This is a genomic window from Nonomuraea sp. NPDC003707, assembly GCF_053587055.1.
Genome location: NZ_JBSFNK010000007.1, coordinates 478,056 through 495,066, shown reverse-complemented (window position 1 = coordinate 495,066; position 17,011 = coordinate 478,056). Strand labels below are relative to the sequence as shown.

General features: G+C 70.7%; 15 protein-coding genes. 3 read left to right on the top strand and 12 right to left on the bottom strand.

Annotated elements, in window-relative coordinates; all coding sequences use genetic code 11:
* Nucleotides 1-563: 563 nt before the first annotated feature.
* Nucleotides 564-1,007 carry a MarR family winged helix-turn-helix transcriptional regulator gene (locus tag ACWDRB_RS21845; RefSeq protein ID WP_350727250.1) on the bottom strand — a complete coding sequence of 148 codons (444 nt, stop codon included), beginning with the start codon at nt 1,005-1,007 and terminating at the stop codon, nt 564-566.
* Between the two features lie 75 nt (nt 1,008-1,082).
* Between ACWDRB_RS21845 and ACWDRB_RS21840 the strand changes: the two genes are divergently transcribed.
* Nucleotides 1,083-1,469 carry a PPOX class F420-dependent oxidoreductase gene (locus tag ACWDRB_RS21840; RefSeq protein WP_350727249.1) on the top strand — a complete coding sequence of 129 codons (387 nt, stop codon included), beginning with the start codon at nt 1,083-1,085 and terminating at the stop codon, nt 1,467-1,469.
* Between the two features lie 413 nt (nt 1,470-1,882).
* Nucleotides 1,883-3,346 (top strand): glycosyltransferase family 39 protein, encoded by a 1,464-nt coding sequence (locus ACWDRB_RS21835; RefSeq protein WP_449896285.1) that lies wholly within the window; start codon nt 1,883-1,885, stop codon nt 3,344-3,346.
* A 148-nt stretch (nt 3,347-3,494) separates the two neighbouring features.
* Here ACWDRB_RS21835 and tyrS read toward each other — a convergent pair whose 3' ends face one another.
* Complete coding sequence (gene tyrS / locus ACWDRB_RS21830; RefSeq protein ID WP_449896283.1) at nt 3,495-4,760, bottom strand: tyrosine--tRNA ligase; 1,266 nt, start codon at nt 4,758-4,760, stop codon at nt 3,495-3,497.
* 92 nt (nt 4,761-4,852) lie between these two features.
* Here tyrS and ACWDRB_RS21825 point away from each other — a divergent pair, with 92 nt between their 5' ends.
* On the top strand, nt 4,853-5,254 hold the full coding sequence (locus ACWDRB_RS21825; RefSeq protein WP_364257609.1) for a PH domain-containing protein: 402 nt from the start codon (nt 4,853-4,855) through the stop codon (nt 5,252-5,254).
* Here the strand turns inward: ACWDRB_RS21825 and ACWDRB_RS21820 are convergent.
* The 10 genes from ACWDRB_RS21820 to ACWDRB_RS21775 form a co-directional block, all read right to left on the bottom strand.
* Nucleotides 5,194-5,925, bottom strand: coding sequence for a DNA-3-methyladenine glycosylase (locus ACWDRB_RS21820; protein ID WP_449896281.1), 732 nt, complete (start codon nt 5,923-5,925; stop codon nt 5,194-5,196). The genes ACWDRB_RS21825 and ACWDRB_RS21820 overlap by 61 nt on opposite strands.
* The gene (argH, locus tag ACWDRB_RS21815) at nt 5,907-7,343 is read right to left on the bottom strand and encodes an argininosuccinate lyase (protein WP_449896304.1); all 1,437 of its coding nucleotides are present in this window, start codon (nt 7,341-7,343) and stop codon (nt 5,907-5,909) included. The genes ACWDRB_RS21820 and argH overlap by 19 nt, the downstream gene beginning before the upstream one ends.
* Nucleotides 7,344-7,434: 91 nt before the next feature.
* Nucleotides 7,435-8,634, bottom strand: coding sequence for an argininosuccinate synthase (locus tag ACWDRB_RS21810; RefSeq protein ID WP_449896279.1), 1,200 nt, complete (start codon nt 8,632-8,634; stop codon nt 7,435-7,437).
* A 39-nt stretch (nt 8,635-8,673) separates the two neighbouring features.
* Nucleotides 8,674-9,180, bottom strand: coding sequence for an arginine repressor (locus tag ACWDRB_RS21805; protein WP_350727243.1), 507 nt, complete (start codon nt 9,178-9,180; stop codon nt 8,674-8,676).
* On the bottom strand, nt 9,177-10,097 hold the full coding sequence (gene argF, locus ACWDRB_RS21800) for an ornithine carbamoyltransferase (protein WP_355198556.1): 921 nt from the start codon (nt 10,095-10,097) through the stop codon (nt 9,177-9,179). Before argF ends, ACWDRB_RS21805 begins: the two co-directional genes overlap by 4 nt.
* Nucleotides 10,094-11,260, bottom strand: coding sequence for an acetylornithine transaminase (locus ACWDRB_RS21795; RefSeq protein WP_449896277.1), 1,167 nt, complete (start codon nt 11,258-11,260; stop codon nt 10,094-10,096). The genes argF and ACWDRB_RS21795 overlap by 4 nt, the downstream gene beginning before the upstream one ends.
* A complete protein-coding gene (gene argB / locus ACWDRB_RS21790; RefSeq protein ID WP_449896275.1) occupies nt 11,260-12,132 on the bottom strand; it encodes an acetylglutamate kinase in 873 nt (290 codons plus the stop codon). The genes ACWDRB_RS21795 and argB overlap by 1 nt, the downstream gene beginning before the upstream one ends.
* Entirely contained in the window at nt 12,129-13,280 is a 1,152-nt protein-coding gene (gene argJ, locus ACWDRB_RS21785) for a bifunctional glutamate N-acetyltransferase/amino-acid acetyltransferase ArgJ (protein ID WP_449896273.1), read from the bottom strand. Before argJ ends, argB begins: the two co-directional genes overlap by 4 nt.
* Entirely contained in the window at nt 13,277-14,299 is a 1,023-nt protein-coding gene (gene argC, locus ACWDRB_RS21780) for an N-acetyl-gamma-glutamyl-phosphate reductase (RefSeq protein WP_449896271.1), read from the bottom strand. The genes argJ and argC overlap by 4 nt, the downstream gene beginning before the upstream one ends.
* A gap of 671 nt (nt 14,300-14,970) precedes the next feature.
* Entirely contained in the window at nt 14,971-17,010 is a 2,040-nt protein-coding gene (locus ACWDRB_RS21775) for a bifunctional aldolase/short-chain dehydrogenase (protein ID WP_449896269.1), read from the bottom strand.
* Between the last annotated feature and the right edge of the window lies 1 nt (nt 17,011).

Sequence of the window (17,011 nt, the reverse complement as noted above, 5' to 3'; positions counted from 1 at the left end):
CAAGCAATTTCCGTCATAAATGACGGGGATATGCATGTGTATCTCATGCACTGGCTTTTAACACACTGTTGAGTTCTCAAGAAACGGACGCGTACATCTTCGCTCAGGTCTCTCGACCTTCGCTCAGAGGCGTGCCTCGCGTTTTCCTAAAATTTACCGAGCTTATTGATTTCCGTCAAATCCGGAGATTTGCTGGAAACTGCTCAGACTTGCTTAGGATGGTGCACCCCGGTTGTCCCGGGGCAACCCTCGTAACTTACCGTGTCATCCAGAGCCTGTCGAATCAACCGATTTTTCGGTGATCTCCGTGCGCCAGACGACGACCCGAACTCCGAGCGCGCCGAAGCGGCTCTGCCGAGTGGCTCGTCATTTCAAAGGGCTTGCGCGGGGGCCCGTCCGCCTGATCGGCGTCCGGCTCACTCCCGGCGCGAACTAAAAGACTAGGTCGCAATCCGCGACACGTCAAATCGCCTCGCCAGGGGGCGTGTCGCGGACGATCCCCGCCGCGCGGCGCGAGCCATGTCCCAGCCCTCCCGGTGGCACAGCCCGACGGTCTCTTGCTGTCACAGTTCCAGGGTGGCGCGGGCGATCGCTTCGGCGCACCGGGCCAGCAGGCTGCGCAGTTGCTCCCGCTCCTCCGCGCTGAACTCACCCGCGATCGCGCGTTCGATCACCACGGCGCGCTCGTCCGCCGCCTTCAGCGCCGCACGCCCGGCCTCGGTCAGCCGGGTTTCCAGGACGTTTCGATGCCATGGGTGCGGGGAGCGTTCGATGAGGCCGCGTTCCTCCAGGTTCTTGAGCACGACGGTCATGGCCTGGGGCGTGACCAGACACGCCCGGGCCAGCGCCGCGCCCGAGATACCGGGGTTGTCGGCCAGGGCGAACAGCGTCGCGTACTGGGGCACGGTCAGCCCTGCCGGCCGGACGGCGGCCTGCTTGGCCGCGATCAGGGTCTGCTCCGCACGCTTGATGTCCAGACCGAGGCGTTCGTCCGCAGGCATCCCCATGTCGTACATAGTACAACATTGATGGTTATCAAAGCTTTGATAACCTGGCGTGTATCTACGCTTTGGAGGAGAGACGTGATCATTCCCGACAGCCACTTGGACCTGCTGAAGCGCCCGCTGTTCGCCCATCTGGCGACGATCGGGGCCGACGGGACGCCCAACGTGAACCCGGTCTGGACGATCTGGGACGGTGAGCACTTGCGCTTCACGACCACGATGGATCGCTTCAAGTACCGGAACGTCAAGCAGCATCCGCAGGTGGCGGTCTCCATCAACGACCCTGAGCAGCCGTATCGCTATCTGGAGATCCGCGGTGTGGTCGAGCGGCTGGAGCTCGACCCTTCGGGGGACTTCTTCGACGTGCTGGCCAACCGGTACGGCCTGGAGTATGAGCGGCCGGTTGGGGATGCCGAGCGGCGGGTGGTGATCGTTGTGAAGCCGACACGCGTCACCCGGCAATGATTGTCGCGGCGGCCCAGGCGACGCTCGGGGGATCCGCCCGGGGAGCGAGATCACTGTGGCTGGGGGCGTGGGTGGCGGGGGACGGCCTCTCATAGGCATCCCCAGGCGTCCGTCGCAGGTTCCTGATGTCCGTGCCGGTGCCCGTGGTCGTGGGGTAGCGCGAAGTGGCCCGGACTGGTGGCGGTGGCCGTGCCGGTGGTGGTAGTGGCCGTGGGGTGGCTGGTGCCAGTGGTGGTGGTCGTGGCCGTGTGATGGCCGGGCTGTTGGGCTCGTGGGTCGGCCGCAGTGCATAAGGGGCGAACGCGAATACTCCCGACCTTCCCCCCGCGTATCCTGCCCCGGTGACCACTGCCGCCACGCTAGCTCCCCCCGCCCGTCCCGCCGAGCGCCTCCGTACAGCCACCCCATGGTGGATGTCCTTGCTCGCCGGCATCGCGGCATTCACAGGTACGGGGTCCGCCACCCTGAACGGCGACGAGCTGGCCACCATCAGCGCCGCCTCCCGTTCGCTGTCCGGGATGTGGGAGCTGGCCCGGCACATCGACGGTCATTTCCTCCCGTACTACCTGTTCATGCACCTCTGGATGAAGGCAGGTACGGCGGAGTTGTGGCTGCGGCTGCCGTCGGCGGTGGGGATCGGCGTGGCCGCCTGGTTCCTGGTCGATCTGGGGCGGCGGTTGCACAGCACGCGGGCCGGGGTGATCGCGGCCGCCGTCTTCGCGATCCTGCCTTCGGTGTCCTATTTCGGGGCCTTCGCCAGGTCGTACGCGTTCGCGGCGGCCGCGGTGGTGTTCTCGTTCTGGGCGCTGCACCGGGCCGTGGAGCGCTCCGAGGTCAGGCGGTGGGTGGTGTACGGGGTCGCGGTGGCCCTCGTGTGCTCCACCCACCTGTTCGCGGTGCTGGTGCTGCCCGCCCAACTTCTGCTGGTGCGCCGGGGCCGGGTGGTGCCGATGCTGGCGGCGATGGCCGTCGGGTGTGTGCCCGCCGCGGTGCTGGGGCTGGTGGGGTTCGGGGAGCGGCATGCGATCAGCTGGATCCCGCAGCGGGGGCCGGAGGTGTGGCTGAAGTTCCCGAAGATGGCGGCGGGGGCGACCGGGCTGGGCGTGATGTTGTTCGCCCTGGCGCTGGCCGGTGCGGTGCTGCTGTGGAAGGCGGCGCCACGCGGGGTCGAGGAACCCGGCGGAACCGGAGCCGGGGCCGGAGAAATCGGCAGGGTCAGGGCTGGGGAAACCGGCGGAGCCGGGGTGACCGGGGGCAGGGTGTGGGTGTTCGTGGTGGTCGGGTGGCTGGTGTTGCCTCCGGTGCTGCTGCTCGCCGTGTCGCAGCTCGTGACCCCCGTCTACGTGGACCGGTACCTGTTCGTGACCGCCCCCGCGCTGGCGCTGCTGGCAGGGCTCGCCGTGGCGGCCCTACCCCGGTTCCAGGTGGTGGCCGCGGTCGTGGTGGTGCTGCTCGGGTGCGCGCTGTCCGTTCAGGAGCACGTCACGGTACGCGAGGAGAACGGCCGTTTCGAGAACATCCCCTGGGCCTTGCGCGTGATCAAGGCCGAGCCCGACGACGCGATCGTGTACGGCCAGAGCCAGCTCCGCACGGGCTTCGAGTACTACGCGGACTCTTTGATGCCGGTCGACGTGCTCAAGACCGGGGACGCGCCCTTGCCCGACGGGTTCGGGTATCCGGAGCCGCCCGACGCGGCGGCCGCGCTGGACGGGCGTGAGCGGGTGTGGGTGGTGTGGCGCGGGAGCAAGCAGTCGGGTCTCGACGGTGACGCGGTCCCGCGGGTCGCCGAGGTGGTGAAGGCGGGGTTCAAGCTGAGCCTGGCCAAGCACTCCGCCGATCTGCCGGGGCTGACGGTGGCGCTGTTCGTCCGCCGCTGACGCACCACACGGAGTCCGCCGCTGACCCACCTCACGGAGTCCGCCGCTGACCCACCTCACGAAGACCTCACGGAGTACGCGGTCGGCGTACCACATGGAAGCGGGCTCCTCCCCGGACGGGGAAGAGCCCGCGAAGGTCACGCGAAGGTCAGCCGACCTCGACGCCGCCGATCGACTTCTTGCCGCGCCGGAGCACCATGAAGCGCCCGTGCAGCAAGTCCTCGGAGCCGGGAACGTACGCCTCGTCAGTGATCTTGACGTTGTTGAGGTACGCCCCGCCCTCCTTCACCGCCCGCCTGGCCGCCGACTTCGACTCCACCAGGCCGCTGTCGGCCAGGAGGTCCACGAACGGCGTCCCGAGCTCGGGGACCGTGGCCTTCGGCACCTCGGCCAGCGCCGCCCCCAGCGTGGAGGCGGGCAGGTCCTCCAGCTCGCCCTGTCCGAAGAGCGCCTTCGAGGCCGCCACGACCGCGTCGAGCTCATGCTTGCCGTGGAGCAGCTCGGTGAGGTCCTCGGCGAGCGTCCGCTGCGCCTCGCGGGCGAAGGGGCGTTCGGCGACAGCCTTCTCCAGGGCCTCGATCTCCTCGCGGGTCTTGAAGGTGAAGACCTTGAGGTAGTGGATCACGTCACGGTCGTCGGAGTTGAGGAAGTACTGGTAGAAGGCGTAGGGCGAGGTCATCTCCGGGTCGAGCCAGAGGGCGCCGCCCGCCGTCTTGCCGAACTTGGTGCCGTCGGCCTTCGTGATCAGCGGCAGGGTGAGCGCGTGGACGTGCCCGCCCTCGATGCGGCGGATGAGGTCGGCCCCCGCCGTGATGTTGCCCCACTGGTCGCTGCCGCCGATCTGCAGCGTGCAGTTGTGGCGGCGGAACAGCTCCAGGTAGTCGTTGGCCTGCAGGATCTGGTAGCTGAACTCGGTGTAGCTCAGCCCCTCCCCCTGCAGCCGCGCGGAGACCGACTCCCTGGCGAGCATGCGGTTGACCGGGAAGTGCTTGCCGATGTCGCGCAGGAAGTCGATGGCGCTCAACTCGCCGGTCCAGTCGAGGTTGCTGACCAACTGGGCGGCGTTCGGCTGGACCTCGAAGTCGAGGAAACGCCCGACCTGGCCGCGCAGGCGCTCCACCCACTCCGCGACGACCTCGGAGGCGTTGAGCGAGCGCTCGGTGTTGCGCCCGCTCGGGTCGCCGATCAGGCCGGTGGCACCGCCGACCAGGCCGATCGGGCGGTGCCCGGCGAGCTGGAGGCGACGCAGCGTAAGCAGCGGCACGAAGTGGCCGACGTGCAAGGAGGCAGCGGTGGGGTCAAAACCGGAATAGACCGTGATCGGGCCCTTGGCCATGGACGCGCGCAGGGCGTCGAGGTCGGTGGACTGGGCGATAAGCCCTCGCCACGCGAGGTCATCGAGAATGTCGGTCACGGTGCCGGCTTTCCGTAGAGACGTTGGACGTTGAATAGTGCAAGCGTGCCCGATCGCCCGGGTTCGCCGCCACTTGGATACGCTCTGTCTCCATGTGGAGGGTCCGTCGCGAGCTGGCTGTTTTCAAGATTTTAGGGGCTCTTGCGTGTGCTGGGCTCGCCGTCTACTGGTGGGTCGCCGGCGATGTCCGCGGTGTGATCCTGGCCGTGCCGGCAGCCGTGCTGGTAGGCGGGATGGGGCTGCGCGATCTGGTCGCCCCCGTACGGCTGGCGGCCGATCAGAGCGGGATCACCGTGGTGCACGGGTTCGCGGGCAAGAGGCACGTGCCCTGGGAGGCGATCCGGGACGTCAAGGTCGACGTGAGCAGGCGGTGGGGGCGGCGGAGCGAGCTCCTGGAGATCGACACCGGCGACAACCTGCACATTTTCAGCCGTCACGACCTCGATGCCCCTCCCACCGAGGTGGCCGCGGCGTTGCGGCGGCGGGGCACGTGAGCGCGGTAGGGCGACACGGTCGGGTCGCCGTCGATCCAGAACCGCCACGGCGTGTCCTTGGCGGTCGAGATGCCGGTACGCGGGCCTGACCTGATCGACTCCGCCTCCACCGGGCGGCCCTCCAGCATGGCCGCGGCTCCATGCGGGACCCCGGTCAGCCGGCGGTCGGCCGCGAAAGAGACCTCCGCGATCGCGTCGAGGCCGTTGTGCTCGCGGAGCAGGCCGAGGGCGACGGCCAGCCTGGCCGGGCCGCGCGCGAGGTCCCGGTCGGGAATCACCCGGCCGCTCGTAGCCATGCCGTTGCCCGTGGAGGTGCGCCGGGCGCGGGCCTCGTCGATGCCCGCCACCACCTCGCCCCCGCGCAGCAGCACGGCCGAGCCGAAGCCCTCGGGCAGGCAGACCAGGTTCGCGCAGAAGTGCATGCCATACGTGAAGTACACGTACAGGTGCCCCGGCGGGCCGAACATGACCGCGTTACGCGGCGTCTTGCCCCGATAGGTGTGCGCCGCCGGATCCTCGCCGGGGCCGCCGTACGCCTCGACCTCGGTCAGGCGCACGGCGACGGGGCCGTGCACGAGCACGCGCCCGAGCAGCTCGGGCGCGACCTCGTGCGACGGCCGGTCGAAGAAACCCCGCGGCAGCGCGGCGGAGCTCAGATCCCCGCTGCCCATGCCGCCTGTGCGTCGACCGCCTCCCGCAGCGTGACGAGCTGGTCGCGGACGCGGTCGGGCGCGGTGCCGCCGTGGGCCTTGCGCGCGGCCAGGGCGCCGGGCACGTTGAGCACGTCGCGGACGTCGGGCGTCAGGTGCGCCGACACCTTGATCAGCTCCTCGTCCGTCAGGTCGCCCAGGTCCTTGTCGTTGACCTGGCACCACACCACCAGGTGGCCGACCGCCTCGTGGGCCTCGCGGAACGGGACCCCGCGGCGGACGAGCAGCTCGGCCAGGTCGGTGGCCAGCGCGAACCCGTCGGGCGCCGAGGACTCCATGCGGGCGGTGTTGACCCGCATGGTCGCGACCAGCCCGGCCACCGCCGGCAGGACCAGGAGCAGCGTGTCGACCGCGTCGAAGACGGGCTCCTTGTCCTCCTGAAGGTCGCGGTTGTAGGTCAGCGGCAGGCCCTTGAGCGTGGTCAGCAGCGACATCAGGTTGCCGATGAGGCGCCCGGACTTGCCGCGGGCCAGCTCGGCGACGTCGGGGTTCTTCTTCTGGGGCATGATCGACGAGCCGGTGGAGTAGGCGTCGTCCATCTCGATCCAGCGGAACTCCTGCGAGGCCCACAGGACGATCTCCTCGCCCAGCCGCGACAGGTGCACGCCGATCATGGCCGCGTCGAACAGGAACTCCGCCGCGAAGTCACGGTCGGAGACGGCGTCCATCGAGTTGGGCGCGGCGGCCGCGAAGCCGAGCTCCTCGGCCACGGCCTGCGGGTCGAGCGGCAGCGACGAGCCCGCCAGCGCGCCGGCGCCGAGCGGGGAGATCGCGGCGCGCTTGTCCCAGTCGGTGAGCCGGTCGACGTCGCGGGCGAAGGCGTGCACGTGGGCCAGGAGCTGGTGGCCGAACGACACCGGCTGCGCGTGCTGCAGGTGCGTCATGCCGGGCGCGGCCGTCTCGGCGTGCTGCTCGGCCTGGGCCATGAGCGCCGTCTCCAGCTCGACCAGGCGGGAGACGACCGTGCGGGCGTGATCGCGCAGATAGAGGCGCAGGTCGGTGGCGATCTGGTCGTTGCGCGAGCGCCCCGCGCGGAGCTTGCCGCCCAGCGAGCCGAGCCGCTCCAGCAGGCCGCGCTCCAGCGCCGTGTGCACGTCCTCGTCGGCGACCGTCGGCCGGAACTCGCCCGCCTTGCAGGCGCGCTCCAGGTCGTCGAGCGCGCCGATCATGCGCTCGAGCTCCTCGTCGCTCAGCAGCTCCGCCCTGTGCAGCACGCGGGCGTGCGCCCTGGACGCGGCCAGGTCGTACGGCACGAGCCGCCAGTCGAAGTGCACGCTCACCGACAGCCGGGCCAGCGCGTCGGACGGGCCGCTCTCGAAGCGCCCACCCCACAGCCGCATCGGCTTGCCATCACTCACCGTTGTCTCCTTCGTGACCATGTCCATGGTCGCACCCGCTTCGGGACTCGTTGGCATCGTTCCTCGTTCTCTCGCCCCGAGCTCCTGTGCTCCGGCGCGACCATAGTGCACGTCAGCCCTTCTTGGCGTCCCGTGCGGCGGCGATCTTAGTAGGCAGGGAGAACAGCTGGACGAACCCTTTGGCCAGCGACTGGTCGAACGTGTCGCCGGTGTCGTAGGTGGCCAGCGAGAAATCGTACAGAGAATCCTCCGAGCGGCGGCCGGTGACAGTGGCCCGGCCGCCGTGCAGCGTCATGCGGATGTCGCCGGAGACGTGCTTCTGCGCCTCGGCGATGAGCGCGTCGAGGGCGCTCTTGAGCGGCGAGAACCACAGGCCGTCGTAGACGAGCTCGCCCCACCGCTGGTCCACGCCGCGCTTGAAGCGGGCGAGGTCGCGTTCGACGGTGACGTTCTCCAGCTCCATGTGCGCGGTGATGAGGGCGACGGCGCCGGGCGCCTCGTACACCTCGCGCGACTTGATGCCGACCAGGCGGTCCTCGACCAGGTCGATCCGGCCGACGCCGTGCGCGCCCGCGCGCCGGTTCAGCTCGTCGATGACCTGGTACGGCGTCAGCGCCCGCCCGTCGATCCCGACCGGGACGCCCTGCTCGAACGTGATGACGACCTCGTCGGCCTCGCGCGGCCGGGCCGGGTCGTCGGTGTAGGAGTAGACGTCCTCGGTGGGGCCGTTCCAGATGTCCTCGAGGAAGCCGGTCTCGACGGCGCGGCCCCAGAGGTTCTGGTCGATGGAGAACGGGTTCTTCTTCGACGTCTCGATGGGCAGGCCCCTGGCCTCGGCGTACTCGATGGCCTTGTCGCGCGTCCAGGCGAAGTCGCGGGCGGGCGCGACGACCCTGAGGTCCGGGGCGAGGGCGGCCAGGCCGGCCTCGAAGCGGACCTGGTCGTTGCCCTTGCCGGTGCAGCCGTGCGAGACGATCGTGCCGCCGAACCGCTTGGCCGCCGAGACCAGGTGCTTGACGATCAGCGGGCGCGACAGCGAGGAGACCAGCGGGTATCGGTCCATGTAGAGGGCGTTGGCCTGCAGCGCGGGTACGCAGAAGTCGGCGGCGAACTCCTCCTTGGCGTCCACCACGACCGACTCGACCGCGCCGCAGTCGACGGCCCGCTGCTGGATCGCCTCCATGTCCTCGCCGCCCTGGCCGAGGTCAACGGCGACGCAGACGACCTCGGCGCCCATCTTCTCGGCGAGGTACGGGATGGCGACCGAGGTGTCCAGGCCGCCGGAATACGCGAGCACTACCCTTTCGGACATTACATATCTCCGGATATCAGATCTTGGCCACGTGGCGGGCTAGCCGCGCCGGTCGGCCACTCTCAGCAGCGCGTCCGCGACGGCCTGGCCGCCCGCCGGATCGCGGCTGATCACGAGGATCGTGTCGTCGCCCGCGACCGTGCCGAGGATCGACTCCCAGTCGGCGTGGTCGATGGCGGAGGCCAGGAACTGGGCCGCGCCCGGCGGGGTCCGTACGATGACCAGGTTGGCCGACGCCTCGGCGCCGACCAGCAGTTCCTCGGCGATTCGGTGCAGTCGGGCGGCCGGGCTCTCGCCGGTGCCCAGCCGGGTGAGCGGGATCCGGGCCCCGCCCTCGCCGGGCAGGGCGTAGACCAGGGATCCGTCGTCGGCGCGCAGCTTGAGCGCGCCGAGCTCGTCGAGGTCACGCGAGAGCGTGGCCTGGGTGACCTCGACGCCGCTCTCGGCCAGCAGCTTGGCCAGCTCCGGCTGGGAGCGCACGGCCTGCCGCTGCAGCAGGTCGGTGATCTTGGCCTGCCGCGCCGCCTTGGTCATGGGAATCATCATCGATGGGACACCAGCCAGTGGAGGAGCGCCTTCTGGGCGTGCAGCCGGTTCTCCGCCTGGTCCCACACCGCGCTCTGCGGGCCCTCGAGGACCTTGGCGGTGATCTCGTAGTCGCGGTAGGCGGGCAGGCAGTGCAGCACGATCGCGTCGGGCGCGGCGTGCTCCAGCAGCTCGGAGTTCACCTGGTACGGCATGAGCGCGGCGACCCGCTCCTCCTTGCCGTCCTGACCCATCGACACCCACGTGTCGGTCGCGATCACGTGCGCGCCCTGGGCGGCGGCCACCGGGTCGGACAGCGCGATCACCGAACCGCCCGTCCTGGCGGCGATGGCGGCGGCCTGGTCGAGGATGACCGCGTCGGGCTGGTAGCCGGCCGGGGCCGCGATCCGCACGTGCATGCCGGCGGTGGCCCCGCCGAGCAGGTAGGAGTGGGCCATGTTGTTGGCGCCGTCGCCCAGGTAGGTGAGCGTGACCCCGGCGGTCCGGCCCAGCCTCTCCTGGACGGTCTGCAGGTCGGCCAGGATCTGGCAGGGGTGGAACTCGTCGGTGAGCGCGTTGACGACCGGCACCCGGGAGTGGGCGGCCATCTCGTCGATGAGCTCCTGCCCGGTGGTCCGCCACACGATGGCGGCGACCTGCCGGTCGAGCACCCGGGCGATGTCGGCGGTGGGCTCGCCGCGGCCCATGAGGACCGAGACGTTGTCCACGACCAGCGGCAGGCCGCCGAGCTCGCCGATGCCGGTGTGGAAGGAGACGCGCGTGCGGGCCGACGGCTTGTCGAACAGGACCGCGACCGTCTGCGGGCCCTCGAACGGGCGGTAGCCGAACCGGTCCTTCTTCATGGCCGCGGCGAGGTCGAGCACCTCCGCCTGCTCGGCCGGCGTGAGGTCGTCATCCCTCAGGAAGTGGCGAGTCACTTGGCCGCCTCCGAGAGGATCGCCGGGTACGTGGCCAGGAACTTGTCGATCTCCTCCGCCGTGACCACCAGCGGCGGCGCGATGCGTACGGCGTCCGGCTGGAGGGCGTTGACCAGGAAGCCGGCGCTCTGGGCGGCGCTCTGGACCTCGGCCGAGCGGGGCTCGCTCAGCACGGTGGCCAGCCAGAGGCCCCGCCCGCGCACGCCCTTCAGCAGCGGGTGCCGCATCGACTCCAGGCCGGACCGCAGCCGCGCGGAGGCCGACTTGACGTGGTCGAGGTCGAGGTTGTCGAGCACGGCCAGGGCCGCGGCGCAGGCGACCGGGTTGCCGCCGAACGTGGAGCCGTGGTCGCCCTTGGCGAACAGCTTGCCCGCGTCGCCGAACCCGATGCACGCGCCGATCGGCAGCCCGCCGCCCAGGCCCTTGGCCAGGGTCAGGATGTCGGGCGTGACGCCGTCGGCCTGGTGCGCGAACCAGTGGCCGGTGCGGCCGATCGCGGACTGGATCTCGTCGGCGACCAGGAGCGCGCCCGTGGAGTCGCAGATCTCGCGGGCCGCCTCGAAGTAGCCCTCGGGCGGCGGCACGACGCCGGCCTCGCCCTGGGTGGGCTCCAGGAAGACCGCGATGCAGTCGCCGGTCACGGCCTCCTTGAGCGCGGTGGCGTCGCCGTACGGGACGAAGCGGACATCGACCGGGAACGGACCGAACTGGTCGCGGATCGACGGCTTGCCGGTCAGCGACAGCGCGCCGATCGTGCGGCCGTGGAAGCCGTTCTCGGCGGCGACGAAGTAGGAGCGGCCCTCGCGCTTGCCGTACTTGACGGCGAGCTTGTAGGCGGCCTCGTTGGCCTCGGTGCCGGAGTTGGCGAAGAAGACCTTGCCCGGGGCGTTGAGCAGGGTGAGGAGCTTCTCGGCGAGCAGCACCTCGGGCTCGTGCAGGAACAGGTTGCTGGTGTGCGCGATCGTGGCGACCTGCTTGGAGACGGCCTCGACCAGGGCGGGGTGGGCGTGACCGAGCGAGCTGGTCGCGATGCCGCCGATGAAGTCGAGGTATTCGTTGCCGTCCACGTCCCAGACGCGAGTGCCCTCGCCTCGTGCCAGCGCCACCGGCGGCACGCCGTAGTTGGGCATGAAGGCATTTTCGAACCTCTTGTACAGGTTCATCAGGGCACCACCATCGTTCCGATTCCCTCATTGGTGAATATTTCCAGCAGCAGTGAGTGCGGCACGCGGCCGTCGAGCACGTGAGCCTGCGGGACGCCGCCCTGGACCGCGGTCAGGCAGGCCTCCATCTTGGGGACCATGCCGCTGGACAGCGTCGGCATCAGCGTCTCGAGCTCATCGGCGTCGAGCTGGTCGATCACGTCGGTGTCGTCGGGCCAGTTGGCGTACAGGCCCTCGACGTCGGTGAGGACGATCAGCTTCTGCGCCCCGAGCGCCACGGCCAGCGCGGCCGCGGCGGTGTCGGCGTTCACGTTGTAGATCTGCCCGTCGTCCCCGCGCGCCACGCTGGAGACGACCGGGATGCGGCCGTTGTCGATCAGGGCCCGCACCGCGCCCGGGTCGACCTTGATGATCTCGCCGACCTGGCCGATGTCCACGGGCTCGCCGTCCACGATCGCGTGCTTGCGCACGGCCGTGAACAGGTGGGCGTCCTCGCCGGACATGCCGACGGCGAACGGGCCGTGCCGGTTGACCAGGCCCACGATGTCGCGGTTGACCTGGCCGACCAGGACCATCCTGACGACCTCCATGGCCTCCGGCGTGGTGACCCGCAGCCCGGCGGTGAACGTCGACTCGATGCCCAGCCTGGCGAGCGCGCTGCTGATCTGCGGGCCGCCGCCGTGCACGACGACCGGGCGCAGGCCCGCGTGCCGCAGGAAGACGACGTCCTCGGCGAAGCCCGCCTTGAGCGACTCGTCGGTCATGGCGTTGCCGCCGTACTTGATGACGACGGTCGCGCCGTGGAAGCGGGTCAGCCAGGGCAGCGCCTCGATCAGCGACTCGGCCTTGGCCTGCGCGCTGAGGGACCTCACGAGGAGTACGCCGAGTTCTCGTGGACGTATTCGGCCGTCAGGTCCGTGGTGTGCACCGTCGCGGTGTGCGGGCCGGCCGACAGGTCGATCGTGATCGTCACGTCCCTGGGGCGCATGTCCACCTTGGAGCGGTCGTCGCCGACCGCGCCGCCGCGGCAGATCCAGATGCCGTTGATGGCCACGTTCAGGCGGTCGGGCTCGAACACCGCGTCGGTGGTGCCGACGGCGGCCAGGACGCGGCCCCAGTTGGGGTCCTCGCCGTGGATGGCGCACTTGAGCAGGTTGGAACGCGAGACCGCGCGGCCGACCTTGACCGCGTCGGCCTCCGAGTCGGCGCCGACGACCTCGATGGCGATGGCCTTGGAGGCGCCCTCGGCGTCGACCAGGAGCTGCCTGGCCAGGTCGGCGCAGACCTCGTGGACCTTCTGCTCGAACTCGGCGAGGTCCGGCTTGACGCCGGCGGCGCCGCTGGACAGCAGGAGCACGGTGTCGTTGGTGGACATGCAGCCGTCGGTGTCGAGGCGGTCGAACGTCCTGGCCGTGGCCTTGCGCAGCGCGGCGTCGAGCTCCTCGCGGGTGAGGTCGGCGTCCGTGGTGATCACGCACAGCATCGTGGCCAGGGAGGGGGCGAGCATGCCCGCGCCCTTGGCCATGCCGCCGACCATGTATCCGCTGCCCCGCCGGAACGAGATCTTGGAGACGGTGTCCGTGGTGCGGATGGCGTCGGCGGCGGCCAGGCCGCCGTCGCGGGAGAGCTGGCCGGCGGCGGTCTCGACGCCTGCCAGCAGCGCGTCCATCGGCAGCCGCTCGCCGATCAGGCCGGTGGAGCAGACCGCGACCTCGCCCGCGGAGTCCTGGAGCGCCTCGGCCACCTTCTCGGCGGTGGCGTGGGTGTCCTGGAAGCCCTCGGGGCCGGTGCAGGCGTTGGCGCCGCCGGAGTTGAGCACGACCGCTCGCAGCCGCCCGCCGGACAGAACCTGCTGAGACCACAGCACGGGGGCGGCCTTCACGCGGTTGGCGGTGAAGACGCCCGCGGCGGCCCTGCTGGGCCCGTCGTTGACGACGAGGGCCAGGTCACGGGCGCCGCCGGACTTGATCCCGGCGGCGATGCCCGCGGCCCGAAAACCGAGTGGTGCAGTTACGCTCAAGGTGCGACTCCTGTCAGGGGAAGGCCGAGCTCTTCTGGGAGGCCGAGTGCGAGGTTCACGCTCTGGACGGCACCTCCGGCTGTGCCCTTGGTGAGGTTGTCGATGGCGATGACGGCGACCACGCGGCCCGCGCGTTCGTCGAGCGTCACCTGCAGGGCGGCGGTGTTGGCGCCGTAGGTCATGGAGGTGGCCGGCCACGTGCCCTCGGGCAGGAGCTTGACGAACGGCTCCTCCTTCAGCGCGACCTCGTACGCCGTCCGCAGCGCCTCCTTGGTGAGGCCGGGCGCGGCCGGGGCGCTGCAGGTGGCGAGGATGCCGCGGCTCATGGGCGCCAGCGTCGGGGTGAACGAGACGCGGACCGGGGCGCCGGCGACGGCCGACAGGCCCTGCTCCATCTCGGGAGTGTGCCGGTGGACGCCTCCCACGCCGTACGCGCTGACCGAGCCCATGACCTCGCTGCCGAGCAGGTTGGGCTTGAGCGACTTGCCGGCGCCGCTGGTGCCGCTGGCGGCCACCACGACCACGTCCGGCTCGGCCAGGCCCGCGGCGAACGCGGGCGACAGGGCCAGCAGGACGGAGGTCGGGTAGCAGCCGGGGACCGCGATGCGGGTGGCCGACCGCAGGACCTCCCGCTGGCCGGGAAGCTCGGGCAGGCCGTAGGGCCAGGACCCGGCGTGCTCGCCGCCGTAGAACTCCTGCCAGGCGGCCGGGTCGGTGAGCCGGTGGTCGGCGCCGCAGTCGACGACGATCGTCTCCGCGCCGAGCTGGGCGGCGACGGCGGCCGAGTGGCCGTGCGGCAGTGCGAGGAAGACGACGTCATGCCCGGCCAGCGTGTCGGCGACGGTGTCCTCGATGATCCGGTCGGCCAGTTGCGGCAGGTGGGGCTGGTGGGCGCCCAGGCGGCTGCCCGCGCTGGACGCCGCGGTGAGCGCGCCGATCTCGAACTCGGGGTGCCCGAGCAGGAGGCGGAGCAACTCTCCTCCCGCGTAGCCGCTGGCCCCCGCGACCGCTGCCCTCATTCCGCCCTCTCTCCTGCATATTCATGCATCATTGCTCATGACCTTACTGTGAAGATAATGCACTTCACGGGATGGACATGCAAGCTGGAGGCGTCCAGATGACCACATGGTGAGACGGTGAGTGTTCCCAGTGGGCTGCAGGTGAATGCCAAGCCGGGGCGGCGACGATGGGGCACATGAGCGACTTCATGCCCGATATCCAGTTCGTCACCCCTGGCGGGAGGGATCCGGGGCGGCTCGGGCGGATCGTCCTCGTGCTGCTGCGACCAGCCGTCGAGTCCGATAACATTTCGCACGCGATCCGTCACGCTGAGCACGGCGTCGGCATACGGGCCCCCTCGCCACCAGAGAGATGGTCTGGGGCCTCCCTGCTGCCATCGGCAGTGCCCAGGGCAGGGATCGCAAGGGAACCGGCCCTCCCGGAACGGACCACGCACGGGATGCGTGTCGCCGCCCGGGTGCGAAAGCCAGGGACCAGCGTGCCCAAGACCGTTCGGGGCGCGCCGGTGCGCGGTCTCGCTCACTGCAGAGGAACGGTTCCTGCCGTACGTGATCATGCACTGGAAGGGCGTGCGCAGGGGACAGCGGGCCGCCGTGACCGGGATTTCTGGTCACGGCGGCCGGAATGGCGCTGACGGTGATCGGGATGGTGGCGGCCTACTCCTGAGCGGTCAGCGCAGGAAGGCGGCGGCCACGCCCGCGTCCACCGGGATGTGCAGGCCCGTGGTGTGGGTGAGGTCGTTGCCGGTGAGGGCGAAGACGGCGGCGGCCACGTGCTCGGGCAGGACCTCGCGCTTGAGCAGGGTCCGCTGGGCGTAGAACTCGCCGAGCTTCTCCTCTTCCACGCCGTAGACGGCCGCGCGGTTGGCGCCCCAGCCGGAGGCGAAGATGCCGGAGCCGCGTACGACGCCGTCGGGGTTGATCCCGTTGACGCGGATGCCGTGCGTGCCCAGCTCGGCCGCCAGCAGCCGGACCTGGTGCGCCTGGTCGGCCTTGGCCGCGCCGTAGGCGACGTTGTTCGGGCCGGCGAAGACGGCGTTCTTGGAGGAGATGTAGACGATGTCGCCGCCCAGCCCCTGGTCGATCAGGACCCGGGCCGTCTCGCGCGCCACCAGGAACGATCCCCTGGCCATCACGTCGTGCTGCAGGTCCCAGTCGTCGAGGGTGGTCTCCAGCAGCGCGCGGGACAGCGACAGGCCGGCGTTGTTGACGACCAGGTCCACGCCGCCGAAGGCCAGCACGCCCGCGCGTACCGCCGCGGCGACCTGCTCCTCAGAGGTGACGTCCACGGCGACCGCCACCGCGACGTCGGACACCCGGTACGCGGCCGCGCCGATCTCGGCGGCGACCTTCTCCGCGGCGGCCACGTCGCGGTCGGCGACCACCACGCAGGCGCCCTCGGCGGCCAGGCGGCGGGCGGTGGCCGCGCCGATGCCCGAGCCGCCGCCGGTCACCAGCGCGACGCGGGTGGCCAGGGGCTTCGGCTTGGGCATGCGGCGGAGCTTGGCCTCCTCCAGCTCCCAGTACTCGATCCGGAACTTCTCCGACTCGGGGATGGGCGCGTACGTGGAGACGGACTCGGCCCCGCGCATGACGTTGATGGCGTTGACGTAGAACTCGCCGGCCACGCGGGCGGTCTGCTTGTCCTTGCCGAACGAGAACATGCCGACGCCCGGCACCAGCACGATCGCCGGGTCCGCGCCGCGCATGGGCGGCGAGTCCGGAGTGGCGTTGCGGTCGTAGTAGGCGGTGTAGTCGGCGCGGTAGGCGGTGTGCAGCTCGCGCAGCCGTTCGACGGCCTGCTCCAGGGACGCGTCCGGCGGCAGGTCGAGCACCAGCGGCGCGACCTTGGTCCGCAGGAAGTGGTCGGGGCAGGACGTGCCCAGCGCCGCCAGGCGCGGGTGCTCGGCGCGGGAGACGAAGTCCAGCACCTCGGGCGTGTCGGTGTAGTGGCCGACGACGCGGAGGTCGGTGGAGGCCAGGCCGCGGATGTGCGGGAACAGCGCGGCGGCCCGCGCGTGCCGCTCGGCCTCCGGCAGCGTCTCGTAGATCGCCGAGCCGAACGGGTCGGGGCGGCCGTGCTCGGCCAGGTACGCCTCCGCAGCGCGGATGATCTCCAGCGAACGGGACTCGCACTCCTCCGCCGTGGCGCCCCAGGCGGTGATGCCGTGGCCGCCGAGGATGCAGCCGATGGCCTGCGGGTTGGCCTCCTTGATGGCGGCGATGTCCAGGCCGAGCTGGAAGCCGGGCCGCCGCCACGGCACCCACACCACGCGGTCGCCGAAGACGCGCCTGGTCAGGTCCTCGCCGTCGGCCGCGGTCGCGAGCGCGATCCCGGCGTCGGGGTGCAGGTGGTCGACGTGCGCGGCCTCGACCAGGCCGTGCATGGCCGTGTCGATCGACGGCGCGGCGCCGCCCTTGCCGTGTAGGCAGTAGTCGAACGCGGCGACCATCTCGTCCTCGCGCTCCACGCCCGGGTAGACGTTCACGAGCGCGCGCAGGCGGTCCAGGCGGAGCACGGCGAGCCCGGACTCCTTCAGCGTGCCCAGGTCGCCGCCCGAGCCCTTGACCCAGAGGAGTTCGACGTCCTCGCCGGTGACTGGGTCGGGCGCCGCGCCCTGGGCCGAGGTGTTGCCGCCCGCGTAGTTGGTGTTGCGCGGGTCGGCGCCCAGCCGGTGCGAGCGCTCCAGCAGTTCCTTAACGACTTCCATG